Origin of the sequence: Actinoplanes derwentensis (assembly GCF_900104725.1) — a bacterium.
Lineage (GTDB): Bacteria > Actinomycetota > Actinomycetes > Mycobacteriales > Micromonosporaceae > Actinoplanes > Actinoplanes derwentensis.
In genome coordinates, this window is the sequence record NZ_LT629758.1 from 9,583,461 (window position 1) to 9,608,926 (window position 25,466).

Annotated in this window: 27 protein-coding genes; 11 read left to right on the plus strand and 16 right to left on the minus strand. The window is 70.8% G+C overall.

Going from position 1 to position 25,466, the window contains the following annotated elements:
- Positions 1–28: 28 nt before the first annotated feature.
- Together BLU81_RS42815 and BLU81_RS42820 are read right to left on the minus strand one after the other, a co-directional pair.
- Entirely contained in the window at positions 29–1,144 is a 1,116-nt protein-coding gene (locus BLU81_RS42815; protein WP_373873248.1) for a D-alanyl-D-alanine carboxypeptidase family protein, read from the minus strand.
- Between the two features lie 254 nt (positions 1,145–1,398).
- A complete protein-coding gene (locus tag BLU81_RS42820) occupies positions 1,399–1,833 on the minus strand; it encodes a hypothetical protein (protein WP_092554850.1) in 435 nt (144 codons plus the stop codon).
- A 187-nt stretch (positions 1,834–2,020) separates the two neighbouring features.
- On the opposite strand from BLU81_RS42820, the gene BLU81_RS42825 reads away from it, so the two are divergent.
- Positions 2,021–2,371: a histone-like nucleoid-structuring protein Lsr2 gene (locus BLU81_RS42825; RefSeq protein ID WP_092554852.1), complete on the plus strand. Its 351-nt coding sequence runs from the start codon at positions 2,021–2,023 to the stop codon at positions 2,369–2,371.
- A gap of 97 nt (positions 2,372–2,468) precedes the next feature.
- On the opposite strand, the gene BLU81_RS42830 is transcribed toward BLU81_RS42825, so the two are convergent.
- From BLU81_RS42830 to BLU81_RS42845, 4 genes are all read right to left on the minus strand, one after another.
- Positions 2,469–3,395, minus strand: coding sequence for an LLM class flavin-dependent oxidoreductase (locus BLU81_RS42830; RefSeq protein WP_092554854.1), 927 nt, complete (start codon positions 3,393–3,395; stop codon positions 2,469–2,471).
- A gap of 20 nt (positions 3,396–3,415) precedes the next feature.
- A complete protein-coding gene (locus BLU81_RS42835; RefSeq protein ID WP_092554856.1) occupies positions 3,416–3,877 on the minus strand; it encodes a MarR family winged helix-turn-helix transcriptional regulator in 462 nt (153 codons plus the stop codon).
- A gap of 102 nt (positions 3,878–3,979) precedes the next feature.
- The gene (locus BLU81_RS42840) at positions 3,980–5,119 is read right to left on the minus strand and encodes a PP2C family protein-serine/threonine phosphatase (protein ID WP_092554858.1); all 1,140 of its coding nucleotides are present in this window, start codon (positions 5,117–5,119) and stop codon (positions 3,980–3,982) included.
- Between the two features lie 139 nt (positions 5,120–5,258).
- A complete protein-coding gene (locus BLU81_RS42845) occupies positions 5,259–5,651 on the minus strand; it encodes an ATP-binding protein (protein WP_092554860.1) in 393 nt (130 codons plus the stop codon).
- 132 nt (positions 5,652–5,783) lie between these two features.
- Here BLU81_RS42845 and BLU81_RS42850 point away from each other — a divergent pair, with 132 nt between their 5' ends.
- Positions 5,784–7,598, plus strand: a complete 1,815-nt coding sequence (locus tag BLU81_RS42850; RefSeq protein ID WP_092554862.1) for a sigma-70 family RNA polymerase sigma factor — start codon at positions 5,784–5,786, stop codon at positions 7,596–7,598.
- A 9-nt stretch (positions 7,599–7,607) separates the two neighbouring features.
- Positions 7,608–8,606 (plus strand): glucose-6-phosphate dehydrogenase (coenzyme-F420), encoded by a 999-nt coding sequence (gene fgd / locus BLU81_RS42855; protein ID WP_092554864.1) that lies wholly within the window; start codon positions 7,608–7,610, stop codon positions 8,604–8,606.
- 40 nt (positions 8,607–8,646) lie between these two features.
- On the opposite strand, the gene BLU81_RS42860 is transcribed toward fgd, so the two are convergent.
- Entirely contained in the window at positions 8,647–9,723 is a 1,077-nt protein-coding gene (locus BLU81_RS42860) for a glycosyltransferase (protein ID WP_157752021.1), read from the minus strand.
- A complete protein-coding gene (locus BLU81_RS48930; RefSeq protein ID WP_157752022.1) occupies positions 9,720–9,902 on the minus strand; it encodes a hypothetical protein in 183 nt (60 codons plus the stop codon). The genes BLU81_RS42860 and BLU81_RS48930 overlap by 4 nt, the downstream gene beginning before the upstream one ends.
- Positions 9,903–9,937: 35 nt before the next feature.
- Here BLU81_RS48930 and BLU81_RS42865 point away from each other — a divergent pair, with 35 nt between their 5' ends.
- Complete coding sequence (locus BLU81_RS42865) at positions 9,938–10,591, plus strand: HAD family hydrolase (protein ID WP_092554868.1); 654 nt, start codon at positions 9,938–9,940, stop codon at positions 10,589–10,591.
- A gap of 102 nt (positions 10,592–10,693) precedes the next feature.
- Positions 10,694–10,936: a hypothetical protein gene (locus BLU81_RS42870; protein WP_092558455.1), complete on the plus strand. Its 243-nt coding sequence runs from the start codon at positions 10,694–10,696 to the stop codon at positions 10,934–10,936.
- Between the two features lie 5 nt (positions 10,937–10,941).
- Here the strand turns inward: BLU81_RS42870 and BLU81_RS42875 are convergent, their stop codons facing one another.
- Positions 10,942–12,039, minus strand: coding sequence for a PQQ-dependent sugar dehydrogenase (locus tag BLU81_RS42875; protein WP_092554870.1), 1,098 nt, complete (start codon positions 12,037–12,039; stop codon positions 10,942–10,944).
- Positions 12,040–12,150: 111 nt separating this feature from the next.
- On the opposite strand from BLU81_RS42875, the gene BLU81_RS42880 reads away from it, so the two are divergent.
- From BLU81_RS42880 to BLU81_RS42890, 3 genes are all read left to right on the plus strand, one after another.
- Positions 12,151–13,620: an alpha/beta hydrolase gene (locus tag BLU81_RS42880; protein WP_092554872.1), complete on the plus strand. Its 1,470-nt coding sequence runs from the start codon at positions 12,151–12,153 to the stop codon at positions 13,618–13,620.
- 69 nt (positions 13,621–13,689) lie between these two features.
- Positions 13,690–15,450: a gamma-glutamyltransferase gene (ggt, locus tag BLU81_RS42885; protein ID WP_092554874.1), complete on the plus strand. Its 1,761-nt coding sequence runs from the start codon at positions 13,690–13,692 to the stop codon at positions 15,448–15,450.
- Between the two features lie 12 nt (positions 15,451–15,462).
- The gene (locus BLU81_RS42890) at positions 15,463–16,038 is read left to right on the plus strand and encodes a hypothetical protein (RefSeq protein WP_092554876.1); all 576 of its coding nucleotides are present in this window, start codon (positions 15,463–15,465) and stop codon (positions 16,036–16,038) included.
- On the opposite strand, the gene BLU81_RS42895 is transcribed toward BLU81_RS42890, so the two are convergent.
- The 5 genes from BLU81_RS42895 to BLU81_RS42915 all read right to left on the minus strand — a co-directional run bounded on the left by BLU81_RS42895 (position 16,022) and on the right by BLU81_RS42915 (position 22,086).
- Complete coding sequence (locus tag BLU81_RS42895) at positions 16,022–18,088, minus strand: sensor histidine kinase (RefSeq protein WP_092554878.1); 2,067 nt, start codon at positions 18,086–18,088, stop codon at positions 16,022–16,024. The genes BLU81_RS42890 and BLU81_RS42895 overlap by 17 nt on opposite strands.
- A gap of 86 nt (positions 18,089–18,174) precedes the next feature.
- Positions 18,175–18,792, minus strand: coding sequence for a tRNA (guanosine(46)-N7)-methyltransferase TrmB (gene trmB / locus BLU81_RS42900; RefSeq protein ID WP_231953793.1), 618 nt, complete (start codon positions 18,790–18,792; stop codon positions 18,175–18,177).
- A 71-nt stretch (positions 18,793–18,863) separates the two neighbouring features.
- Positions 18,864–19,838: a TolB family protein gene (locus BLU81_RS42905; RefSeq protein WP_092554882.1), complete on the minus strand. Its 975-nt coding sequence runs from the start codon at positions 19,836–19,838 to the stop codon at positions 18,864–18,866.
- Between the two features lie 110 nt (positions 19,839–19,948).
- A complete protein-coding gene (locus BLU81_RS42910; RefSeq protein ID WP_092554884.1) occupies positions 19,949–20,884 on the minus strand; it encodes a DMT family transporter in 936 nt (311 codons plus the stop codon).
- Positions 20,885–21,042: 158 nt separating this feature from the next.
- Positions 21,043–22,086: a helix-turn-helix transcriptional regulator gene (locus tag BLU81_RS42915; protein ID WP_092554886.1), complete on the minus strand. Its 1,044-nt coding sequence runs from the start codon at positions 22,084–22,086 to the stop codon at positions 21,043–21,045.
- A gap of 109 nt (positions 22,087–22,195) precedes the next feature.
- On the opposite strand from BLU81_RS42915, the gene BLU81_RS42920 reads away from it, so the two are divergent.
- Positions 22,196–22,609 carry a DUF1761 domain-containing protein gene (locus BLU81_RS42920; RefSeq protein ID WP_092558457.1) on the plus strand — a complete coding sequence of 138 codons (414 nt, stop codon included), beginning with the start codon at positions 22,196–22,198 and terminating at the stop codon, positions 22,607–22,609.
- Between the two features lie 210 nt (positions 22,610–22,819).
- The gene (locus BLU81_RS42925; RefSeq protein ID WP_092554888.1) at positions 22,820–23,281 is read left to right on the plus strand and encodes a VOC family protein; all 462 of its coding nucleotides are present in this window, start codon (positions 22,820–22,822) and stop codon (positions 23,279–23,281) included.
- A 241-nt stretch (positions 23,282–23,522) separates the two neighbouring features.
- On the opposite strand, the gene BLU81_RS42930 is transcribed toward BLU81_RS42925, so the two are convergent.
- Both BLU81_RS42930 and BLU81_RS42935 read right to left on the minus strand, forming a co-directional pair.
- Positions 23,523–24,137: a hypothetical protein gene (locus tag BLU81_RS42930; protein ID WP_092558459.1), complete on the minus strand. Its 615-nt coding sequence runs from the start codon at positions 24,135–24,137 to the stop codon at positions 23,523–23,525.
- Between the two features lie 335 nt (positions 24,138–24,472).
- Entirely contained in the window at positions 24,473–25,105 is a 633-nt protein-coding gene (locus BLU81_RS42935; protein ID WP_092554890.1) for a GNAT family N-acetyltransferase, read from the minus strand.
- A gap of 93 nt (positions 25,106–25,198) precedes the next feature.
- Here BLU81_RS42935 and BLU81_RS42940 point away from each other — a divergent pair, with 93 nt between their 5' ends.
- Positions 25,199–25,423, plus strand: coding sequence for a hypothetical protein (locus BLU81_RS42940; RefSeq protein WP_092554892.1), 225 nt, complete (start codon positions 25,199–25,201; stop codon positions 25,421–25,423).
- Positions 25,424–25,466: the final 43 nt, after the last annotated feature.

Genomic DNA, 25,466 nt, shown 5'->3' on the forward strand with positions numbered 1-25,466 from the left:
GGCGAGCCCGGCCGTCGGTGGTCCGGCGTCAGTGCGCCTGGTCGTCGGCTCGTTTCAGGCGGCGGCGACGGCGCTGGGTCAGCAGCAGGAGCAGTGGGGTGGCGGTCAGTATCCCGGCCACGCCCACCGCGGCGGCCACGGTGAAGCCGGTGGGACCGCCGGGATGCGCAGCCTGGGCGGCGGCATCGGCCCCGGCTCCGGCCGCGGTCTGGGTCCCGGTGGCGGGTGCGGACGCCGCGGCTGAGGCGGCGACCTCCTCCGGCGTGACCAGTTTCCCGACCGACGAGCCCGCGGGCAGTGCGAAGCCCCAGTCGAGCAGGGCCGCGCCCTGTTCCCAGCCACGTTTCGGCCGGGCCTCGGCGCCGAGCAGGGTGGCCACCAGGGTCCGCCCGTTCCGGGTGGCCGCGCCGACGTAACTGTGCCGGGCGACGGTGGTGAATCCGGTCTTCCCGCCGAGCGCGCCCGGATAGTTGTAGATCAGCTTGTTCTCGTTCTGGAACTGGAACCCGCCGACCTTCGGCTTCTTCTGGGCCGGCATCCGGGCGCTCTCGGTCAGCACATACTTACGGAAATCGGCGCTGGCGAAACAGACCCGGGCGATGAGAGCGAGATCGTACGCGCTGGTGAACTGTCCTTTGCCGTCCAGTCCGGACGGCGTGACCGCATGGGTCTGCCGGGCCCCGATCGAGGCCGCCTTGGCGTTCATCGCGGCCACCGTCTTGGCCTGGCCGTCCGGGCCACCACCGCCGGCCGTGCGGGCGAGCGCGTTGGCGGCGTCGTTGCCGGAGTTGAGCAGCAGACCGAGCCACAGTGTCGACACCGGATAGGTGCCGCCGACGACCACACCGACCGCTGAACTGCCGGGTTCGATGTCCAGGTCGCCGTCGGTGATGGTGACCTTCGTCTTGGGGTCGAGCTGTTCGATCGCGGTAGCCGCCAGCAGTGTCTTCTGCACGCTGGCCGGGGTCTGGTAGACGTGCGGCCCGCACGCGCCGAGCACCTCGCCGGTGTCCAGGTCGGCGACCATCCAGGTGGTCGCGGTGAGCGCCGGGGCCGCCGGGCTGCCCGCCGGGACGATCAGGCCGTGGGTGGCCAGGGCCGCCCCGCCGACCGCCATGTCCGCGGCGACGTCCGCCGGTGGCACCGGCCGGGGCGGAGCGCTCGGCTTAGCGATCTTGGGCTTGGGACATGGCACCTCGACGGCCGAAACGGCGGAGGCAGCGGAACCGGCCGAAACGGCGGAGGCAGCAGAAACGGCGGAAGCAGCCGAAACGGCCGAAACGGTCGACCAAGTTGAACCGGCGGAGGCGGCCGACCCGCCGGAAACGACTGAGGCAGCTACCGGGGCGACCAGCGGGACGCCGAGCACAGCCGCGATGACCGCCGACAGAAGAACTCTCACGGCCAGTGATCACCAGCGGTCAGGCGGCGCTCCAGCAGCGTCTCCAGCGGGATCGTCTCGCCGTCTCCACCGCCCGCCCCGACGATCAGCCGGGCGGTGCTCGGCGACAGGTCGGCCCCGGCGAACCGGGCCCGCAGCGACGGCGCGACGGTGAGCACGAAATACTCCCCGTCCTCGCCGACGGCCACCGACCGATCGGACTTCAGGTACCACCCGCGGACGTGTGTCTTGTAGGTCGACCGCCCGTCGAGGCTGCGCGCGCTCAGCACGTGCGGGCGGAGCCCGGCTTCGGCGGCGCGGCGGACGAAGCCGTCGAGCAGCGCGTCGGCCTTGCGCGCCTCCGCGGCCCGGTCCGCTTCGAGTGCGGCGGCGCGGACGGCGACGGCTTGCCGTTGCTCTTCCCGCCAGGCGGCGGCCCGCTCGTCCTGCATGGCGCCGACCCTAACGCGAGACTCCGGGCGTTGGTCAACCGGGCTTTCCTGGATTCTGCTCCTTTTCGGCTGGGCGCCATTCCGATAACCGGGTAGAAAGAATTGCCGGATCGCGGGCAGGAGTTGCGCCGCGGACCGATCGCGCGCCAGACTGGGCGCGGTTGATTTATTCTTCTCGGGAGTCGTTATGGCGCGGCAGGTAATCACTACCCTGATCGACGATCTGGACGGCAAGAAGGCGGATCGGACGGTCGAGTTCAGTCTCGATGGCGTCAGCTTCACGATCGACCTTTCCGAGGCCAATGCCGGAAAGCTGCGTAAGGCTCTGGACCCGTTCATCAGCGCGGGCACCCGTCTGGGCCGCACCACATCGGGCCGAATCCCGCCGCGTGGCGCGGCACCGGTCCGCACCGCGGGTTCTCGTGACGAGAACCGGCTGATCCGTGAGTGGGCGACCCGCAACGGGCACAAGATCTCTGAGCGGGGCCGCATTCCGGCCGAGGTCAGCGGCGCCTACCGGGCGGCGCACGGCCGCTGATTCCGGCGGTCCGCACCGTGCCGGAGCGCATGCCACCGGCACGGTGGGTGACTGCCCGGGGTGAGAAATCCCACTCCGAATTGGACGGAAAGCGCTTTTACCCGAAATCCGGCCGAAGGCTGCCGAGATCCGGCTGGCGGCTGCCGAAATCCGCCCGGATTCGAGGCAGTTCCGCCGCCACGGCTTCCAGGACTTTCTCGTCGCCGGTGTACCAGCTCGACTTCCGGGGCCAGTGCGTGATGACGTCGGTGAACCCGAGTGCGGCGGCCCGGCCGACCGCGTCGGTGAAGGCTTCGGGGCTGCTCATCGAGAAAATCGGCGACGTGTCGAGGTTCAGATAACGGTCCACCGAGTCCGGCCGGCGGTCCACCGCGTCGCACGCGGTGGCGAACCGGTCGCTGATCTCGGCGACCGCCTGCCACCATTGTTCGGCCGTGTCGGCCTGTGGTCCGGTGGTGACCCAGCCGTCGCCGTGCCGGGCGGCCAGGCGCATCGCCCGGGGCCCGTTGGCGGCGACCACGAACGGCGGCCGCGGTTCTTGGATCGGGCCGGGGATGCTGCGGGCGTCGACAGCTGAATACCAGCTCCCCGACCAGGTGGTCGCTGGCTGCCGCAGGATCAGGTCGAGGAGTTCCAGGAATTCGGCGAATCGGTCGACGCGGGCGCGCGGGGTCAGCTCCGGCTGGCCGAGGACCGCCGAGTCGAACCCGATGCCGCCGGCGCCCAGCCCGAGGATCAGCCGCCCGCCGGAGATGTCGTCCAGGGCGGTGGTCTCCCGCGCGAAGTGCACCGGGTGCCGGAAGTTCGGGGTGGCCACGTAGGTCCCGAGCCGGATCCGGGAGGTGACCGTGGCGGCCGCCGTCAGGGTGGGGACCGCGTCGAACCACGGGCCGTCGACGAGGTCGCGCCAGCCCAAGTGGTCGTAGGTCCAGGCGTGGTCGAAGCCCCACTCGTCCGCGAGCCGCCACCGCCGGCTCGACTCGGCCCAGCGCTGGTCGGGAAGGATCACGATGCCGATTCGCATCGCCGCAGCCTAATGCCGGGTCAGGCGGTCCGGCGGTCGGCCTCACCGGGCCGGCCGGGTGCCGCGGCCGCCTCGAAGGCCTGCAAGGCCCGCAGCAGGTCCTGCCGGGCGGCGGCCGGCATCTTCTCCAGCACTTCGGCCAGGGCGTCCCGGCGGCGCTCCTGGAGGTCGGCGAGGAGCCGACGGGACGCCGAGGTGAGCAGCAGCCGGACCTCACGCCGGTCCCGGGGGTCGGCGACCCGGCGCAGCAGGCCGGTGGCCTCCAGCCGGTCGCAGAGGCGGCTTGCCGAGGAGGGCACCACGTCGAGTGCCTCGGCCAGCCGGCTCATGTTGGTGTGCCGGTTGGCCGCGACGATGGTCAGCACCCGGAGTTGGGCGGGCGGGATCGAGGGCTGCTGCGCCAGCCTGGCCCGTTCGAGGACAGCCACCAGCGCGTCAACCGACGACTCGACAGCCGCGGCGACCTCGGTGGCACGCTCCATCCCGATTTCCCGTCGTTCTCGCAGATCGCGGGCCGTGCACTGGACGAACCGGTGCCGGACCCGTGAGCACGCACGGATACCCGGCTGGGGATTCGGCAAACGTCAGCGCCGCCAGTCCAGGCAGACCATGACCGCGTCGTCCTCAGGTTCGTTGCCCACGTGGTACTCACGCAGGCCCCGCATCACCGTACCGACCGCTTCTGTGGCGGGCTGCAGCCGTGTCCGGCGAAGCGCGCTGAACAGGGCGGATTCGCCGTACCGGGGGAGGTCGCCGGGCGCGGCCGCGTGCACGCCGTCGCTGACGACGAGCATCCGGTCGCCGGGTTCGAGGGTGAACCGCTGGATCTCGTAGTGGGCCTCACCGAACATGCCGAGCGGCAACTGCTGTTCCAGCGGAACCCGCTCGGTCTCGCCGCCCCGGGCGATCAGGCAGTGCGGCGAGCCCGCGTCGACCGCTGCCACCTCGCCGCTGACCAGGTCGATCTCCAGTAGGAGGGTGGCCGCGTGCGCGTCGCCGCCGTACCGGGAGTGCACCGCGTCGGAGGCCAGTTCGGCCTGCTCGACGATGTCGGCGCCGAAGCGGCGGGCGTTGCGCATGGCGTTGACGGCCAGTGAGGTCAGCATCGCCGCCTCGATGCCGTAGCCGTGCCCGTTGAGCACGGTCAGGGTCAGCCGGTCGCCGTCGAGGGCCCAGTCGAAGTGGTCGCCGTGCACGTCGTACGCCGGTTCGAGCTGTCCGGCGACCAGGAACCGGTCGTCGCCGAGCGAGCGGCCGGGCAGGAGGTCCCACTGGAGTTCGGCGGCCATGGTGAGGCGGGCCCGGCGCTGGATCCGGCGGTACCGGTCGGTGACGTCGGCGGCCGCGCGCATCGCGACGGCCAGGTCGTCGGTGTCGGCTTCGAGGCGTTCGAGGGTCTCGCCGCCGGGTGAGGCGGGCAGTTCCAGGCGCAGCACGCCGAGCCGTTCGCCCCAGCAGCTCAGCGGCAGATGCAGCCGGGCCGCGCCGGCCGGGTGCTGCTCGGTGCCGGGGCGCTGGCTGGCGAAGCAGCGCATCGCCTGGTCGGCAGGGGGCTCACCGGGAGACAGCAGGGGCAGCAGCCGGGTGCCGGTCAGGTCGGGCACGAGAATGTCGACACTCTCGGCCGAGTACTGCCGGCGCAGGTGTTCGGTGGTGGTCTCAGGCAGACGATCGGGTGGCGCGGCCCTCAACAGGGAGCCGAGGGGGACCGGCTTATCGGACATTACGGACTCCTTCCCGTGGAGCGACAGCAACCGCGATATTTGTTATACGGCAAGCAAATTCCCTTCGGGGCCACCCCCCACCCGGAACGGGGGATGGCCGGACCGCACCGCGGGCCGGCCATCGGTGCGGTATCAGTCGCTAGGCGAAGGACTTCTCGAAGTGGATCAGGCTTCCGGTGCGCGGGCTGGAGTACATCCGCACGTTCTCGCCCAGCGCCCTGATCAGGAAGAGCCCGCGTCCCCGCTCACTCGTCGGTGAGGGGCTCGCTTCCGCGGCCGGGTCGAATCCCGAACCCTCGTCGACCACGTCGATGGCGCAGTGGTTCTCCGCCACTTCGAGGTGGACCTCGAAGCTGTCGGTCCCGGTGGCGTGAGTCACCACGTTGGCGCACGCCTCGGTGAGGGCGATCTCCAGATCGGCGCCGGCCTGGCGATCCACTCGCAGGATCGTCAGCGCGCATCGCAACAGCCGTCGCACAGCGGGCACACTATCCACCTCACGGGGCAGATTCAGGCGAACCGACATGCGCATGACCTCTTCAGTTCCCGATCCGCCGCCCGGTTAACCGTGCGGGGGTGATCACACGGCCGATTCGTGTTATCCATGTGCCCCGTGATCCGTCTCCTTGATCGGCGCGGACAGCGCCACGAGGAGGGCGGGCACATGGCGGCACAACCCGACATCGCGACCGTGACGGCCGCGCGGGCCGGCGATCCGGTGGCGATCGACCGGCTCGTCGCCGGCTATCTGCCGCTGGTCTACACGATCGTCGGCCGGGCCCTGGAAGGGCACGCGGACGTCGACGACGTGGTGCAGGAGGTGATGATCCGGGTCCTGCGTAACCTCGGCGAGCTGCGCGACCCGGCGGCCTTCCGCTCCTGGCTGGTCGCGATCACCGTGCGCCAGGTTCGGGAGCGGTTCCGCGGGCGGCCCCCGGCGGAGCCCCTGGACCCGGATCTGCGCGATCCCGGCGCCGACTTCACCGACCTGGCGATCACCCGGCTCGAACTCTCCGGCCAGCGCCGGGAGACCGCCGAGGCGACCCGCTGGCTGGACGAGGAGAACCGGGAGCTGCTCGCGCTCTGGTGGCTGGAGGCGTCCGGCGAACTCACCCGGGACGAGATCGTCGAGGCGTCCGGGCTCAGCCGGCCGCACGCCGCGGTCCGGATCCAGCGGATGAAGGCCCAGCTCGAGACGGCCCGCGCGGTGGTCCGGGCGCTGCAACCGCCCCGTTGCCCGGAGCTGGCCGCCGTCCTCATGGACTTCGACGGCCGTCCCGGCGCGCTCTGGCGCAAACGGATCGCCCGGCACACCCGCGAGTGCCGGCAGTGCGCGCCGGTCTGGCAGGACATGGTCGAGGCGGAGCGGTTGCTGGCCGGCATGGCGCTGGTCCCGCTGCCGCTCGGCCTCGGCTCCGCCTTCGGCGACTTCACGATCAACACCGTTGCGGGTGGTACGCCCACCCAGGCCGCCGCCGGCACCAAGGCGGGTGCTGTGCTGATGCCGAAGCTTCTCGCCGGAGTGCTCGCCACGGCCGCGGTCGCGGGTGCTGGTGCGATCGTCATGGCGTACCGGGAACCGGCGGAGCCCTCCGTGCCGGCCGCCGTGGTGGCCCCGCAGACCTCGGCCCCCGCATCGTCGCCGGCCCCGGTGGCGTCCGCCCCGGCCTCGATCGCCCCCTCGCCGTCCCGTCCCGTCTCGCCCTCCGCGACCCGGAAGGTGACGCCGCCCGCCGTGGCCACCGCATCGGCGAAGAAGGGTGTCGGCGTCTGGAGGTTCACCGGCTCGAAGGGCGCGCTGTCCGACGTCGGCGCGGCCTGGTACTACGACTGGGCCCCGCACGACGACGAGGTGCCCGGCCCGGCCGGTGTCGAGTTCGTGCCGATGATCTGGGGCGCCAAGGACGTGACCGACGCCACCCTGAAGAAGGCGAAGGCCGAGGGCGACGTGCTGCTCGGCTTCAACGAACCGGACCTGGCCGAGCAGTCGAACATGAGCGTCGAGGCCGCCCTGGACGCCTGGCCCCGGCTGGAGGAGACCGGGATGCGGCTGGTCAGCCCGGCGGTCGCGTTCGGCGGGGACACCCCCGGCGGCTGGCTCGACCGCTTCATGACCGGTGCGAAGGCGAAAGGGCTGACAGTCGACGCGATCGCCCTGCACTGGTACGGCTCCGACTTCAGCGCCGCCTCGGTGAACCAGTTCCTGGGCTACGTCGACGCGGTCCACCAGCGGTACGGCAAACCGATCTGGATCACCGAGTTCGGCCTGATGAACTTCGGGGGCGCGCCGAAGTACCCGAGCGACGCGCAGAAGGTCCGTTTCATCAAGGGCGCGACCACCGGTCTGGAGAAGCGGTCGTACGTCGAGCGGTATGCCTGGTTCGGCCTGCCCGCGGTGGGGGACAGCGTCGACTTCGGGCTCTATCGCGACGGGGGCAGCCCCACGGAGGCGGGTAGGGCGTACCGGGAAGCGGGTTAGTCTTCGTTCATGATTCGGTTCGGGTACAAGGCGTCGGCGGAGCAGTTCGCGCCGGCTGAACTGCTCAAGTACGGCATTCTCGCGGAGGAGGTGGGCTTCGACTCGGTCTTCGTCAGCGACCACCTGCAACCGTGGCGGCATGACGGCGGTCATGCTCCGGCGGCGCTGCCGTGGCTGGGGGCGCTCGCCGCGCGGACCGAGCGGGTGCTGATCGGCACCAGCGTCCTGACGCCGACCTTCCGCTACCACCCGGCCGTGGTCGCGCAGGCCTTCGCCACGCTCGGCTGCCTCGCGCCGGGCCGCGCCATCCTCGGCGTCGGCTCCGGCGAGTCGCTCAACGAGGTGCTGCTCGGCACCCAGTGGCCGGACGGCAAGGAGCGGTTCGCCCGGCTCAAGGAGGCGGTCCTGCTGATCAAGAAGCTGTGGGCCGAGGACCGGGTGACCTTCGAGGGGCAGTTCTACAAGACCGAGAACGCCACCATCTATGACAAGCCCGAGCAGACAGTGCCGATCTACATCGGGGCCTCCGGGCCGGCCGCCACCCGGCTGGCCGGGCGGATCGCCGACGGGTTCATCACCACCAGCGGCAAGGGCCACGGGCTCTACACCGACACGCTTCTCCCGGCTGTCAACGAGGGCGCCGAGAAGGCCGGTCGCAAGATCGACGACGTGGACCTGCTGATCGAGGTCAAGGTGTCGTTCGACGACGACATCGAGCGGGCCCGCAACGACACCCACTACTGGGGTGCGCTCGCGCTCTCGCCCGAGGAGAAGACCGGCGTCGAGGACCCGATCGAGATGCAGCGGCTCGCCGACGCCCTCACGGTCGAGCGGACCGCCACCCGGTGGATCGTCTCGTCCGACCCGGCCGAGCACGTGGCCAAGGTCAAGGAGTACCTGGACATGGGCTTCAAGCACCTGGTCTTCCACGCGCCCGGCCCGGACCAGGAGCGATTCATGCGCCTGTACGCGGAGCAGATCCTGCCGGAGCTGCGTTCCCGGTCCTGAGCGGGCACCGGACCCGGGTGCCGTCAGCGGCGCCCGGGTGTCAGACCGAACGCAGATGCCCCCGGCCGCCTCCCGAGTCGCCACCCTCACCGTTGATCACCCGTAGGTTGGGCCGGCCCTGGGTCCGCGGCCGGGTGACGTCGTGGTCGTCCCGCCAGCGCCGCCGGTTGTAGACCGCCCCCGCCGGTTGGCTGATCCCGATGCCACTGTTGTTCAGACCGCCCCTGCTGTTCAGGCCGCTGCTGTTCAGGGGGGCGAGGCGGGCTTCGGTGGCCCGGTTGGGCGCCGGCCAGCGCGGCAGGGCCTGCTCGAAGATCTGCCGTTCGGCCGCGGCGCCGCGCGGGATGTTGATCGGTGCACCGGACGACCGGAAATCGCTGAAACGCTGCTCCCGGCCGCGCGGAACGGTAGCGCCCGGGCCGGTGACGATCGGGGCCGGGATCGGGCGGACCGGCCCGCCGGTCATCACCAGGAAACTCTCCGCGGTCGGCACCCGCCGGTCCCGGCGCCGCGCCCACCATTCGCCGGTCACCGCGCGCCACCCGGCGACGAGATCGGTCCGGGGGCGGCCGCTGACCGGCACCTCGGCCACTCGCAGCCCGGCCGCCCGGGTCCGGACGGCGACCAGCGGCTCACCGTCGGAGCCGTCACCGCGGGCCGGTTCGATCCCGGCGACCCGCGGCAGCCCGATGCGGCCGGTGTGCCGGCGCCAGAACGCCCGGTATCCGGTGGTGGAGCCGCCCGGTCGGCAGCCGAGCAGCACGTTCATGAACCAGAGCAGGACCAGGCCGAGCCGTCCGGCGGGCCGGATCGCCTCGGCGACGTCGGCGTCCACCCGAAGCGCCTCGACCAGGCGGGACAGGTCGGCCGGGTCACCGGAACCGTCGCCGGGCAGGGTCACGATCACCTCGCCGGTCGCGACGGCGACCCCGCAGGCCAGGGCGTTGCCGTGGCCGGTGCGGGTCTGCCGGATCACCCGAGCGTCGCGGGGCAGGACCCGGACGACGTCCTCGCCCGGCCCGACCACCACGATCACCTCGTGGACCGGGGGCAGCGCGGCGACCAGAACCGGCAGGTGTTCGTCCGGGCCTGGCGCGACCGGGATCACGACGCTCACTGACGGTGACTGCGGGCGTTCTCCGGGTCGGTGCGGCGCTGGCATGTGGTGAAGCTCCCCGGTTCGGCGTCGTTGCTGGAGCCGAAGCTACCGGCCTGCAACCCTTCGGCAACCTGGCCCTTCGGGTGAGGGTGGTCGCCTACCGGGCCGAACCGGGGAAGCGGACTGGCGTTGGTCACCGTGCGTACAGGAAGGGGAAGGTAGGGTGATCGATGTGAGTATCGAAGCAGTCGTGTTCGACCTGGACGGCGTGATCATCGACACCGAGGAGGTGTGGGAGGAGGTCCGGCGTGACTACGTGGCGGAGCACGGCCGCGAGTTCCGGCCCGACTCCCAGGACCGGATGATGGGGATGAGCACCGGGGAGTGGTCGGCGCACCTGGCTGACGAGGTGGGTGTGCCGCGGACCGCGGAGCAGGTCGCCGCCGATGTTCTGGGCCGGATGGCCGGGCGCTATCGCCAGGACCTGCCGCTGATCCCCGGTTCGGTCGAGACGGTCCGGGCGCTCGGTGCCCGTTACCGGCTGGCGCTGGCCAGTTCGTCGGCGCGGATCCTGATCGACCAGGTGCTGGCCACCGCCGGGCTGACCGGCGAGTTCGAGGTGACCCTCTCCACCGAGGAGGTGCCGCGCGGCAAGCCGTCACCGGACGTCTATCTCACCGCGGTCGAGCGGCTGGGGCTCACCCCGGCGGTCTGCGCCGCGATCGAGGACTCCAGCAACGGCCTGCGATCGGCCACTGCCGCCGGTCTCACCGTGGTCGCCGTCCCGCACGGGGTGTACCCGCCGGCCGAGGACGCCCTGGCCGGCGCGAGTCTGGTGGTGAAGGCGATCACTGAAGTGACGCCCGAGGCGATCGCCGGGCTGTGATCCGGGGGGATTGATTGTCAGCCGGGTGGGTCCGGGTAGCGATCGGGTTGCCGAGGCATGCCGATCGTCAACCCCGGGTCCCGGACAGCCGATTACCCCGGCATGAATTCCCTAGCCTCCATCAGCGCCCTCACCACCGATGCCGGCGCCCGGCCTGTGGGCTGGCAGGTACAGCTCCGTGTGGACTACGTCGTCAACAAGGTGATGCAGACGCATCGTGGCCAATCCGAGGACGCGGTCAAGCAGGAGATCCAGGACCAGCTCCGGGTTTACGGGGTGGTGCCCAACAAGCGCCAGGTCGCGCAGTACGCGACCGCGATCTCGGTGCTGCCGCCGACCAACTGAACCCGTCAGCGGGCCGGGAACCGCAGGATCCGGTCGTCGTCGCGCTGCGCGTCGCCGCGGCCGTCGGTGTTCGAGGTGGTCAGCCACAGCGAACCGTCCGGCGCCACGGCGACCGTCCGGAGCCTGCCGTACACCCCGGTGAACTCCGCTTTCGCCGTCCCGCCGCCGAGCGGCACCGTCCACAGTCGTTCGCCCTTGAGCGCGGCGACGTAGAGGGTGCCGCCGGTCACGGCGGCCCCACTCGGTGAGGCCTCGTCCGTCGTCCACTGCACGATCGGGTCGGTGAACCGGTCGTCACCGTCACCCTTGCCCTCCACCTCCGGCCAGCCGTAGTTCTTACCCTTCTCGATCACGTTCACCTCGTCCCAGGTGTTCTGGCCGAACTCGATGCCGTACATCCGGCCCTGCGAGTCCCAGGCCAGGCCCTGCACGTTGCGATGACCCATGCTCCAGACCGGGGAGCCCGCCCACGGGTTCCCCGGAGCCGGTCTCCCCTCCGGGGTGAGCCGCAGGATCTTGCCGCTCGGGTCCGCCCGGTCCTGAGAACGGGACTCCTCACTCGCGTCGCCGGTGCCCACGTAGAGCATGCCGTCCGGGCCGAACGCGAGCCGTCCGCCGTTGTGCCGGGATCCGCGCACGATGCCGTCGAAGATCACTTCCGGGTCGCCGCCGGACAGCTTGAACCGGACGATCCGGTTGTCGTCGGCGGCGGTGAAGTAGGCGTACACCCAATCGTCTTTGATCGCCAGGCCCAGCAGCCCGCCCTCGCCGCCGCTCGCCACGCCGGGCACCCGGTAGACCTCGCGGGGCTTTCCGCCGCCGGCGGCGATCTCCAGGATCCGCCCGGTGTCCCGCTCGGCCACCAGCGCGCTGCCGTCGTCGCGGAAGGCCAGCCCCCACGGCACGTCCAGGCCGGTGGCGACCGTCTCCGGAGCACCCAGATCGGGCTCGCTCCTCTTGTCGGCGGAGGACTCGGCCGGTGTGGGGGCGCCGGACACCGCAGGCACCGGATCGACGGTGGGCGGGGCTGAGGAACCGCTGGTGGAGCAGGCGGTCAGAACGGCCACACCGGCAGCCGCGGCGGCAAGTCGTGTGATGGTCATCCATCCACCGTGCCATGCGCTGGTGACAATGAGCTGTGAGCGTGTTACCGATATGTGGAAGATGATCGGTTATCCCGGAATGGGAGGAGGAATCCGGATCAAGATGAAGCCGTGCGAGTTTCGGTACGATCGCTCACGGCCGCGATCCTCACCCTCACCGTGCTCCTCGGGCATCCACCCCGGCTGGTCCTCGCCACCCCCGTCGGCCCGTCGGCGATCAGGTGGCAGCCCTGCCCCGAGGACGAGAAGACCCAGTGCGGGACGATGCGGGTGCCGGTGGACTGGACGGTTCCGTCCGGACCGCAGATCGAACTGAACCTGGCCCGCAGCCCGGCCACCGACCCGAAGTCCCGCATCGGCGCGCTGATGGTCAACCCCGGCGGCCCCGGCGTCTCGGCGGTCAACATGGCCCTCGACCACGAATACTTCGGCGCCGCCGTCCAGCGCCGGTTCGACATCGTCGGTATCGACCCGCGGGGTGTCGGCCGGAGCGCCCCCATCCTGTGTGACCAGGACCTGGTCGACGAGCGGCCGGACCCGTTGTTCGACACCGAGGCCGCTTTCACCGCGGCCGGCGATTACAACCGGCGGCTGGCCGCGGACTGTGCCCGGCGCAGCGGCCCGGTCTACGACCACGCGGACACCGTCAGCGTGGTCCGGGACATGGAGGCCGTCCGGCTGGCCCTCGGCGAACAGCGGATCAGTTTCTTCGGCGCCTCCTACGGCACCCTGATCGGCCAGCTCTACGCCGAACGCTATCCGGACCGGCTGCGGGCCCTGGTCCTCGACGGGGTGATGGACCACAGCGCCGGAGCGGACGCGTTCCTCACCCAGACCACCGAGGCCGTACAGGCCGCGTTCGACGAGTTCGTCGCCTGGTGCGCGCGGGACACGGACTGCGCGCTGCGCGGCCGGGACGTCAAGCGGATCTGGGCGGAGCTGATCCGGCGGGCCACCTCGGGGGAGCTGATCGACCCGTACGACCCGCCGAGCCGCCTGGGGGTCTGGGACCTGCTCTCGGCCGCGTTCAGCGCCTTCTACGACCCGCAGTGGTACTCGTTCGCCCACTACCTGAAGGAGGCGTACGAACCGGCGCCCGCTGGCCGGCGCGCCCTCCGGCACGGCACCGACCTCACCCCGCACAGTTTCCCCGCGGTGATGTGCCAGGACTGGTCGCTGCCGGTCGGCGGTTTCACCGGGTTCCGGGAACGGCTGCGGGCCCTGGCCGTGCGCGCGCCGCAGGTGCGGGTCTCCCCGCTGGCGCTGACCGCCGTCGCCGGCTGCCTCGGGATCGCGGCCCCGCCGGTCAACCCGCAGCGGCCGATCCCCACCGCCACCGGCCCGGTGCTCGTCGTCAACTCCCGGTTCGACCCGGCCACCGCGTACGTCTGGGCCCAGCAGGTGGCCCGCCAGTTCGGGCCCACCGCCCGGCTGTTCACCTATCAGGGCTGGGGACATGTCGCCTACACGCACAGCGCGTGCATCCAGGCGGCGGTCGACCGGTACCTCGCCGATCTCACCCTGCCCGCCGTCGGGGCGAGCTGCCCGGCGATCGAACCGGAACCGTTCGGGGTCGGCTGATCGTTGCGCAACCGGCCGGATACCGGTAGGCAGAGATGGATGACCGAGAATGTCCTACCTGGAGGGCCGATGCGGTTCCTGCCCGTGCTGACAGTTCTGTCCCTGACCGCGGCGGGACTCGTGGTCACCTCCGCACCGGCACTCGCCGGTGACCGCCAGCCGACCGCCACCGGCTACGGCGGAGCTGTCGCCACGGTCGATCCCACCGCCACCGCGGTCGGGCTGGAGGTACTGCGCCGGGGCGGCAACGCCGTCGACGCGGCGATCGCGGCCGCCGCCACCCTGGGCGTGACCGAGCCGTTCTCGGCCGGGGTCGGCGGCGGCGGCTTCTTCGTCCACTACGACGCCCGGACCCGGAAGGTGTCCACCATCGACGGCCGGGAGACCGCGCCCGCCTCGGCCACCGAGCGGTACTTCATCGACCCCGCCGACGGCCTGCCCTACGACTTCAACGAGGCCCGGGTCAGCGGCCTGTCCACCGGCGTTCCCGGCACCGTCGCCACCTGGGAGTCGGCCCTGAACAGGTGGGGCACCCGGTCGCTGGCGTCCGCGCTGCGGCCGGCCGCCGAGGTCGCCGATCGGGGTTTCGCGGTCGACGCCACCTTCCGCCAGCAGATCGCCGACATCCAGGGCGCGTTCGGCCGGTTCGAGTCGACGAAGGCGCTGTACCTGCCGGGTGGCGCACCGCCCGCGGTCGGCACGATCCAGCGCAACCCGGACCTGGCGGCCACCTACCGGCTGATCGGCCGGAAGGGTACCGGCGTGTTCTACCGGGGTGCGGTCGCCGACGACATCGTCCGGACCGTCCAGCACCCGCCGCTCGCCGCCGAACCGGTCGGCACCTGGGCCTACCCGATCCGGCCGGGTGTGCTGACCCGGTCCGACCTGGCCGGTTACCGGCTGCGCCATCCCGCGCCGACGAGGTCGGACTATCGGGGACTCACCGTCTACGGCATGTCCACGCCGTCCAGCGGCGGCACCGCGGTCGGCGAGGCCCTCAACATCATCGAGGCCGGGCAGCCGACACTGCACTACTACCTGGAGGCGTCGGCCCTCGCGTTCGCCGACCGGAACCGGTACGTGGGGGCGTACACCGCGAAGCCGGTCCTGAAGAAGTTGATCTCCGATGACTGGGCGGAGCAGCGTGCCTGCACCATCAGTCCGACGACCGCCCTGGTCAAGCCGGTGCCGCCGGGTGACCTGACCGGCACCGGCTGCGCCACCGCCACGGCCGGTGCCAAGGTCGAAGAGGGGCAGAGCACCACCAACCTGACCGTCGCCGACAAGTGGGGCAACGTCGTCGAGTACACCTTCACCATCGAGGCCACCGGCGGCAACGCGATGGTGGTGCCCGGCCGTGGGTTCCTGCTCAACAACGAACTGACCGACTTCAACTTCGCCCCCACCCAGGGCACCGCACCCGACCCCAACCTGCCCGGACCGGGCAAACGGCCGCGCAGCTCGATGTCTCCGACGATCGTGCTCAAGGACGGCAAGCCGTTCCTGGCCCTCGGCTCGCCCGGCGGCGCCACCATCATCACCACCGTGCTCCAAGTGCTGGTCAACCGGATCGACCTGGGGATGACCCTGCCCGAGGCACTTGCCGCGCCGCGCGGCTCGCAGCGCAACAGCGCCGGGATCCAGGCCGAACCGGCGTTCCGGACCCGGTACGGCCCGGACCTCACCCGGCTCGGGCACGCCTTCGCCGCCGACGTCGCGGAACTCGGCGCGGCCACCGCGATCGAATTCACCCGCGGCGGAGGCTTCATCGCCGTCGCCGAACCGGTTCGCCGTGGCGGTGGTGCGGCCGCGGTGGTGTCCCGGCGGTAAGCTTCCCGGTCGATGAACGCACACGAGGGCGACCTGGACACCTTCGCGCTGGCCACCCGCCGGGTGATCCGCTTCAGCATGGGCTACCTGGTGGTCGCCCTGCTGACCACCGGGCTCACCCTGGCCGGGGTCCTGGCGCTGAAGTCCGGTGCCGCCGACCCGCTCTCGGTGGGCACCCGGGCCGGGTTCCTGCTCGGCGGGCTGGTCGCCGGCCTGGCGATCCTGGTCTGCGTCATCGGCCTGCTGGTCTCCACCGTCGTCTGGATCGTCAGCGCGCACAAGGTGACCCCGACCGGGCCGGGGGCGGTCGGTTACGGTGGCCTGTTACTCGCCGTGCTGTTGATGACTCTCGGTCACGTTCTCACCCTCCCCACCGCAGCGGCCGGCGCGATGCAGATCGTCGCGTGGCTCGCTCTGGTCACCGGCGTGCTCCTGACCCGCTCCCGGATCCGGCGCCTGACCGGGCGCCCCGACCTGGGCGGCCGGCTCCGGCCGACAGTCACCAGCGACGACTGGGACGCCTCCAGGTGGGACCCGGAGGTGGCGCGCGAGATCGAGCGCCGCGGCCGCCCTACCGATCTTCGATAGGCAGTCTGACCAGAACCGTCGTTCCCGAGTCGTCGCCGGTCAGCTCGATCGTGCCGTGGTGTTTGTCCACCACGGCACGGCTCAGGGTCAGGCCCAGGCCGCTGCCCGGCAGGATCCGGTCGTTGCCGCGCGCCGTCCGGAAATGACCGGTGAACAGGTGCTCCCGCTCGGCGCGGGGCACGTCCGAGGCGGCGTCCGAGACGGCCAGCTCGGCGAACCGGCCGGCGACACGTAGCGTCACCATCACGTGCCCGCCGTCCGGGCTGAACCGGACCGCGCTGCCCAGCAGGTTCTCCACGATGTGCCGCAGCCGGGCCCGGTCACCCGGCACGATCAGCTCGGCCGGAAGCTCGGCGTCGATCTCCACCGGGACCCCGTCGAGCGCGGTCCGCGCCCGTTGGACCACCTCACGGACCACGGCGGACAGATCCATCGGCGTACGCCGTACCTCAGTATGCCCCGCATCCAGCGCCGACAGCTCCAGCAACTCGTTGATGATCTCCCGCAGCGAGCTGGTGTTCCGGTCGATCACCTCGATCAGTCGCGGCCCGTCCTTGACCAGCGTCACCTCGTCGGCTTCCCGCAGCAGTTCGGTGTAGGCGCTGATCGACGTCAACGGGGTGCGCAGCTCGTGCCCGATCAGTGCCAGGTACTCGTCCTTGCTCCGGGTCAGCTGCCGTTTCAGGTCCTCCACCCGGCGCCGCTCCACGAACTGCCCCAGATGCGCGGCGATCCCGGACATCAGCGCGACCAGCTCGTCCTCCGGATCCTCGATCGAATCCGCGAACACCGTCAGCACCCCGATCGTGCCCGCCCCGTCGTGCACCGGGATCGCCAGCGCCGTGTGCAGCCGGTCCGCCGACGTGTCCGGCGAGATCAGGCTCTGCGGGCGGCCCACGTCGCGGATCCACAGCGGCTTGTCCACCTGCCAGGAACGCCCGGCCAGGCCCTGTCCGTACGCCAGCCGCTCCGGCACCGGAATCCCGGACGGCCAGCCCGGCGCGCTCCAGCGGGCCACCGCTTCGATCGTCTGCTCGTCCACCGTCCACAACTCGGCGTGCACCCAGTTCAATGTGGTGACCACCGCCTCCAGCACCCGCGGGCCGGCCGCCTCGATGGTCGGCGCCGCAGCCAGCGCCGTCGTCACCGCCAGCTCACAACTGCGGAACCGTTCCGCCCGCCGCTGCCGGGTCACGTCCTGCAGCGCCTGCACCGCACCCACCACCCGGCCGTCCAGCCCGTGGATCGGTTGCGCGTCCATCAGGAAATGCCGGGTCCGCCGCCCCTGACTCGCCGAGATCGGCACGTCCCGCACCCGTTCCCCGCGCAGCGCCCGGAACAGGCCCAGCTCGTCGCGGTCCAACGGCGTCCCGGAGACATCCGACAGCCCCCGCACGTCACCGACCGGGGAGTCACCCCAGAGCCGCCGCATCCGCTCGTTGACGAACACCACCCGGCCGGCCGCGTCACAGGCCGAGACCCCGTCGTGCAGGCTGTCCAGCACCGCGTCCAGGAAACGGTGCTGCTGCTCCAGCTCGTACCGGGCCAGTTGCTCGCCGATCAGCAGCGTCGCCACGTCGGCGGCCTCGGCCACCGCGGCCACCTGTGCCGCGGTCCACTCCCGCGGCCGGTGGTCGTAAGCGCAGCACACTCCGAGGACCATGCCCATCCGGTCGTGCACCGGATGGCCAAGGTAGGCGCCGACCTCGTCCGGAACACGGTCGTCGGTACTGGCGTCGGACACCACCAGGGGCGCGCCGGTACGCATCACGACACTGCCGAGCCGGGTGATCTCCGCCCAATCGCCCCAGTTTCCGTACAGCCGCAGTTCGTCGCCCTCGGCGAACTGGATGCAGGCGTTCGCCGCGCCCGCCGACCGGGCCGCCAGCGCCGCCAGTTGGTCGGCGGAGCCGCTGGTCAGGGCGCCGTGATGCAGTTCCGCACCGAGAAAGGCCGGGGTGGCGGCAGTCGGGGGTTCCGGGGACAGCGGGCCGATGATCCAGCCGTACCCGTCGTCGGCCCGCGGTGCTTCCCGCCCGTCCAACCGCATCTCCGACCTCCCGTAGCCGCACGTCTCACAACCTGAGTGTCGGCCGATCCGGCGCGGGACTTCGGGGTCCTCGGGGATTCGCCGGGTCAGATCCGGGCGTACCGCAGATCGGTGATCGGGCGGCCCGCGTCCGACCCGCGCCGTTCGAACTTCGTCTCCGGCCGGTCGCCCTTCGACTCCGGCAGCCGCCGCAAACCCGGATCGGCGTCCAGGGTCTCGGCCATGGCCAGCGCGTACTCCGGCCAGTCGGTGGCACAGTGCAGCACCCCGCCCGGGCGCAGCCGCTCCCGGAACACCGCCACGTTCGCCGGCTGGATGAGCCGGCGCTTGTGATGACGCGCCTTCGGCCACGGATCGGGGAAGAAGACGTGCACCGCGTCCAGACTCCCCGGCGCGAGGCGGTGCACCAGATGCATGGCGTCGCCGAGTGCCACCCGGACGTTGGTCAGCCCCTGCTCGCCGGCGAGTGCCAGCAGGTTCCCGATGCCCGGGGTGTGCACCTCGACACCGAGATAGCCCCGGCCGGGATCCGACGCCGCCATCGCCGCGGTGGCGTCACCCATGCCGAAACCGATTTCCAGAACCACCGGCGCGGTACGGCCGAACAACACGTCCAGATCCAGCGGCGTACGGTCGCCGTCCGGTGAATCCAGCCCGAACAGCGGCCACAACTCCGTGTGTGCGTCGGCGTGCCGGCTGCTCATCCGGCCACGGCGTGGGTGAAAGGTGCGAATCGGGCGGTTCTCTGGCTCACTCATGGCGGGCCAACCCTAATTTACCGCCGTACGGGCTGAACGCTCGGCTGCGACCCCGAGCGGAACAGGACGCGGGTGCCGGTCGCCAGGCCGAGCACCGTCACCCAGGACCGGCCACTGTTCTGGCTGGTGATGACCGCCCGGGACGCGTCCACGTAAGCGAGCTCCCGGTCCATCGCACTGCCCAGGATCCGCTTCGCGCCGGTGGCCGTGTCGTACTCCACCAGATGCACCGGCTTGCTCTCCGCCGCGGTCTCGCCCTCCTGGAACGCGGTCCACGACAGTTTCGCCCCGTCCGAACGCCAACTCGGCACCACGGCGAAACCACGGTTCTGCAAGCTACCGCCACCGTAGGCGGCCACCGTCTTCTCCGACCCGTCCGCGAGAGTCCCGACCGAGAGGCAGGCGTCGTACGTCGACTCGCAGTCCCCGCCCCGGAACGCCAGCCGCCGCCCGTCCGGGGACCAGGCCACCGCGTCATCGGTGGCGAGACGCTCGTTCAGTGGCGCCGGGACACCCCGGCCGGCCGGAACCGCCGCGGCCTCCTCCGGCAGTTCCTCCCCCCGGCAGTCCCGGGGGAACAGCACCTCCGGAACAGCGGTCTTCGTGGCGGCCGTCGCGATGCGGTAGACGCCCGGACCACCGGTGCAGGACAGTGACGCGAACGCCAGCCACTTCCCGTCCGGCGACCAGGACGGCCCGGCCGCCGCACGAGCGCTGAGCTGTCGTGCGGCGGTGCCGTCCGACCGCATCGTCCAGAGCCGTCCGTTCTTCAGGAACGCGAGCTGCCGCCCGTCCGGTGACCAGCGCGGACGGGCATGCCCGCTGCCGGTGGTCAGGCGCTTCTCGCCGGTTCCCTGACTGACGTAGACGTCGCCGTTACGCACATAGGCCACCACGCTCGGCAGCTCACCCGGCGCCGCGTACGCCACCTCCGCCGCCCCCACCGCGACCGTGAGAGTCACGCCTACCGCCACCAGACCGGTCTTCCACATGGCCGAACGCCCCCCGATGTCCTGCCCAGCACCTCTACATCTGGAGCAATCGTCGCAACCGTCCCGCCCCTAAGCCGTTCCCGCGCCGATACCAAGAAAAATCAGCCCGATCAGGTGGTTCCCGAATCCTCTCGTCGTGCGCCGTCGGCGTTCAGGTAGAGCGCCGCCACCGCGCCCAGCAGCAGAAGCCCGCCACAGATCGTCGCCACGCCCAGCGGCTCGTCGATCAGCAGAACCGCGAGCAGGGCGGCGGTCAGCGGTTCAAGCAGAGTGACGACCACCGCGACACTTCCCGAAAGGTGCCGCAGACCCGAGTAGAACAGGGCGTACGCCAGCGCGGTCGTGATCGCCCCCGCGTAGATCAGCAGGGCGACCGGGCCTGCGCTCGGTGTGAAGGCCAGCCCTTCGACCGCGGCGACCGGCAGGATCGCGACCGCGCCGATGACACACGACAACGTGGTCAAGGTCAGCGGCTCCACACCCTGGGTGGTGTGCCGGCTGACCGCGGTGGAGACGGCGTAGACGATGCCGGAACCGATCGCGGCGACCAGCCCGAGTCCGGCGGTGGTGGCCGTACCCGGTTCGGAAGTGGCGCCGCCGATCAGGATCAGGCCGCCGATCGCCGCCGCCGACGCGACAAGCGTGGCGGTGCCGGGCCGCTGCCGGCTGCGCAGGCTCTCCCAGGCGCTCAGCAGCACCGGCGCGATGCCGAGACTGACGACGGTGGCCACGCTGACCCCGCCCAGACGTACCGCGATGAAGTAAAGCCCCTGGTAGGAAGCGAGACCGACCCCCGTGGCGATCACCCCGGCGGGCGCGGCCCGGAACGCGGCCAGGATCCGCCGTCGCGCCGGAAACCCGATGGCCAGCAGAACGACCGCCGCGACGGCGAGCCGGTAGAAGCCGATCGCCAGAGCACCGAGCCCGGTGCGCTCGGCGACGACCTGGACTACGACGCCGGTGGTGCCCCAGAGGATTCCGGTGGCCGAGACCTGCAAAAGGCTCAGCCGGGCCCGGTGGACAGTATTGAGGTACGAGGTGAACATGCGCGCTCCGATGAGGAAGTGAGTCGTCGACGACCGTCGGCGGAGCGCGTGGAACCGCCGATCAGACGGCGCCTGATCGGCTCGGAAACGCTCCGCTCAGGAGCGCGGCGGAGAAAGCACGCCGGAATACCGACTCACACCGTCCACCCTATCCGCCCTCACGTCGGTGGGCCTTTTGCCGTCGCGGTCCTGGTGAACCTGCCGGCCAGGTGCGCGAAGGCGTCGGTCAGCTCACCGGGGCCGACGACCTCGATGTCGGCGTCGAAACGGGCGATGGCGGCGGCGAGGCTGGGCCACGACCAGGATCCGAGGGTGAGACGACAACGACCGGAACCGGCGTCCTCGACGACACCTTCACGGGTGTAGAGAGCGACCGCGGCGGCGGGCCGGTCCAGGATCACCGTGCCCTGACAGGGCCAGCCGCCACCGTCACTGCCCCCTTCGCCATTGCCGCTGGAACCCCGAAACTTCCCGATGATGTACGAGGCGACGTCGTCACCGGGAAGCGCGCGCGGCGTGAACCGCGGCCCGTTGGGGGTACGCAGAGCGATCCGGTCCACGCGGAAGGTGCGCCAGGCGGCCCGGTCGAGATCCCACGCGACCAGATACCAGCGCCCGTCCCAGGTGACGACGTGATGCGGTTCGACCCGGCGCGGCGCCCGGTCCACCGCCGGCGCCCGATCCGCAGCCGGGGCGTGCCGGTCGGTGGCCGGGGAGTCGTAGTCGAACCGCAGGATCTCGCGGGCGTGGACGGCGGCGCTGATCGCCAGAAGCACGTCGCCGTCGACCGGTGCGGCCGAGCGGGTGGTGGGCCGCTCGACGGCGGTGACTTGCAGCGCCTCGACGCGGCGCCGTAGCCGGGCCGGCATGACCTGCCGGATCGTGTTCAGCGCCCGCGCGGCGGCATCCGCCAGGCCGTCGCCCGAGGAGGTGGCCGCCACCTGCAGGGCGATGGTCAAGGCGACAGCTTGCTCGTCGTCGAACAGCAGCGGCGGCAGTTCGGTCCCGGCACTGAGCCGGTAGCCGCCGTCCGGCCCTTTGACCGCGGCGATGGGATAGCCGAGCTCGCGGAGCCGGTCGACGTCACGGCGCACGGTACGCAGGCTGATGTCGAGCCGGTCGGCCAGCAGCGTCCCCGGCCAGTCCCGGCGGGCCTGCAACAACGACAACAGCGCCAGCAGTCGGGCGGAGGTCTTCGGCATGACTCCGATTCTCCCCACAGTAGGTGTCACATCCTGGCACCTACTGCTGCGAATCTCGATCTCGAGCCGGACGACGACGGCCATCCCCGCGATCTACGGAGTCAACAGCATGTTCGATGTTCTGGGCGATCTGAACTGGATCGGAATCCTGGCCGGTTTCGTGGCCTTCACGGTGCTCGGCGGAGTCTGGTTCGCGGTGCTGTTCCCCAGGGCGTACAACCGCTCTCTCGGCCGCGCCGCCGACGCCAAGCCCCAGGCGTCGGCGCTGTTCTACGCCGGCCCGGCGACCACGTCTCTGATCATCACGATCACGAGCGCGATCCTGATGTCCGCGCTGGACATCGACACGTACAGCGACGCCTTGCTCTTCGGTTTGATCGTCGGCCTCGGCTACCTGACGGCCAACACCGTGAACATCGCCATCAACCCGAACTTCCCGCGCCCTCTGTTCTACGCGGCGATCTCCGGCGGCTACAACATCCTCGGCAGCCTGCTCGTCAGCACCATCCTGCTGGCCATCTGAAGCGTCCCCGCAGGCGTTCCCTTACAAACGTCCCGTCAGCCCCAGGCGTGGGCGTTGCCCGATGGATCCCGAGAGGCTCCGGCTACCGGCTCCGGATACCGGCCACCGGCCGATCCCGAAGCCGGCCAGCAGCCCGATTCAACCGAACAAACCAGTAGTCCCATTTGCCCGAATAGTTCCAAAAATCGAAGAGATCAACAAGGAGTCATCATGGCGATCACCGCCACCACGCACCTGAACTTCCACGGCGAGGCCCGTCAGGCGCTCGAGTTCTACCAGTCCGTATTCGGCGGCAACCTGACAGCGGTCGCCTACAGCGACTTCGGCATGCCCAAGGACCTGCCCGACGCCGACAAGGTCGTCTTCGGCCAGGTGAACGCCGAGAACGGTTTCAGCATCATGGCCTATGACACCCCCAGCCAGTCCCCGGCCGCAGCCGCGCCAACCGCCACCACCCGCGAGAACGGCCTGACCCTGACCGGTGAGCGATTCTTCATCTCGGTCAGCGGTGAGACATCCGACGAGGTCAGCGCCCTCTGGGACAAGCTGTCCAGCGGCGCTGAGATCGTCGAGAAGTTCGGCCCGTCCCGGTTCGCCCCTGGCTTCGGCATGCTCACCGACCGCTTCGGCGTCACCTGGATCCTCCAGGTGACCGCCCCCTACGCCGCCTGAACCAGCCGCTCCAAGGCCCCGCCGGTGCCTGCGCAAGTCAGGCCAGCCAGAACCGAGTCTTCCACCATCTCTACGTCGGCTGAACCGGCCCGCACCGATCGAGGTTGGCTCTGTGGCCCGGCGGTTCCGAGACTTCGGGACCGCCGGGTTGTGGGGTCGCGGGCGCGCCGTGCGGCCCGGAGGAGCGGGCGCACGGCGCAGGGGCGGCCGGGGTGGCGGGTTGGGCTGTGTGGTGGGGCGGTTATGCGGTGGGGGTCGCGGTGGCGGACCACATCGAGGTGAAGGCGGCGGCCTCGCCGGCCAGCCAGCTTTCGACGTCGGCGGGGCGGGCGGCCGTGTCGATGCGGTGGGTGACGCCTCGGCGGAGGTCGACCAGGACCGGCTCGGCGTTGGGCAGGATCTGGTCCATGTGGCGGGCCATCAGGTGCAGCATCGCGGTGGCGGCCTCGGGGCTCGGCGGGGCCTCGTCGAAGTGGATCCGGACGGCCTCGCGGCGGCCGTCGGCGAAACGCAGGCCGAAGTGCGGGTTGATCTTCACGGCCAGTGGGCCGACCGTGGCGATGGCGTCGCGGGTCTGGGCGAGGTCGACCTGCTGGGGGTCACCGAGCGAGTCCAGGTAGGTGCGGGCGCCGGTGCGCAGCGTCCCGTAGAGCGGCTTCCAGCGGTCTTTCACCACGTCGACCACGCCGCCGAGGTAGCTGCCGCCGGTGCGGAACGCGATGTCCGCCTTGAGGGCTTTCACGAGCTGGCCGTGCGGGTTGAATCCGCTCCGTCGCTCCCGCTGCCGGCGCAGCCCGCCGACGAACGTGGCCTTGGCCGGCCCGGTGCGGGAGACGTAGCGGGTGAAGCCGAGCATCGTCGCGTACGGAGGGATCACGGGCACGGGGGTGGTGGTCGAGATCGTCACGTCGTCTCCTCACTCGCACTGCGGAATCCAGGCAGGATCGAACCTCCGAAGGCCCGAAGATCCGCAGCTCAGGTCCCCTCTTTCGTACACACATACTAATCGACGGGTACGACATTCCCAACGCGATTCAGCGTCTGGTTGTCCCGTCCGGCGATAGTTGGCCAGTCCGGCCGAAGTTGGCCAACGGCCTGGTCTGCGTCCGTTTGTAGGTGGCCAGCGGCACGGCTGCGGGATGCTGCTCGCGCTGAACCCAAGAGCGCATCGACGGGCGCTGACCGGCCTGGTCATGTCGATCGGAAAGCCCCGGCCAGTTCGCCGCGGATCTTCCAGCCCAGCGCGGAGTACAGCCTCCGCCCTTCGGTGGTGGCGGAGAGCAGCCCGGTGGCCAGGCCCTCGTCGAGCGCTCGATTGCCGAGCATGGTCATCACCGTACGACCCATGCCTCGCCGCTGATCCGCTGCACGGGTCCGGACTCTGTCGATGACGCCGTATCGTCCGCTCGCGGCCAACCGTGCCCGCGAGACGATGTCACCGTTGCTGTCGCAGATCATCCCGAGGAGGGCACCACCGTCATTGACGATCTGGGCGCTGCAGGAGGGCGGCGTCTCGGCAACGCCGCGGGTGAAGGGGACGGTCATCAGATGATGTTCGTCATACATCGTCCAGTCGCTCTTCAGCGCTTCTCGCAAGGAGTCGGTAGCTCCGACGATCTTGATTTCGGTGCCGGGAGTGGTCAGCTCGCGTCCCAGGACGGCTGCTCGCTGCCAGTCGTACGGCTTGAGAATGTACCTGGCGATATTGCGAGTGGGGTCGATGTCAATCTTGAGACCGTCGGTGATCGCGATAGGCGGCGTCGTGTCACGGGACAGCGACCAGCCGTGGGCCCACGCATCGGTCAACTCCGCTAGGCCGAGCATTTGATCATGATCAGGCAAATTGGAGGGTCTGGCCAGTGGCGGCCGTCGGCGTGGCCGCGGCCGTTCGAGGGTGGCCGACGGTAACGTGCCGGGATGCTGCGCGCGGTGCCCGGCTCTGGTGCTCCGCTGACGGCTGAGTTCGAAGTCGGCTATGTCGCCATCGACAGAACCGAGGCCCGTGTCACTTTGATCGACTCGGCGGCGGTGCGATTCGAGCTTGGCAAACCGGTGCGAGGCTTCTCGCACCGCAAACGGCAGCGGCACCTTCCGGGCCCGGCTGCCACGGTTGCCCATCCCGCTGTGGCCAGCACACCATGAGACGCTGACCTCCTACGTCGCCCGGCTCGCCGTTGTCCACGCC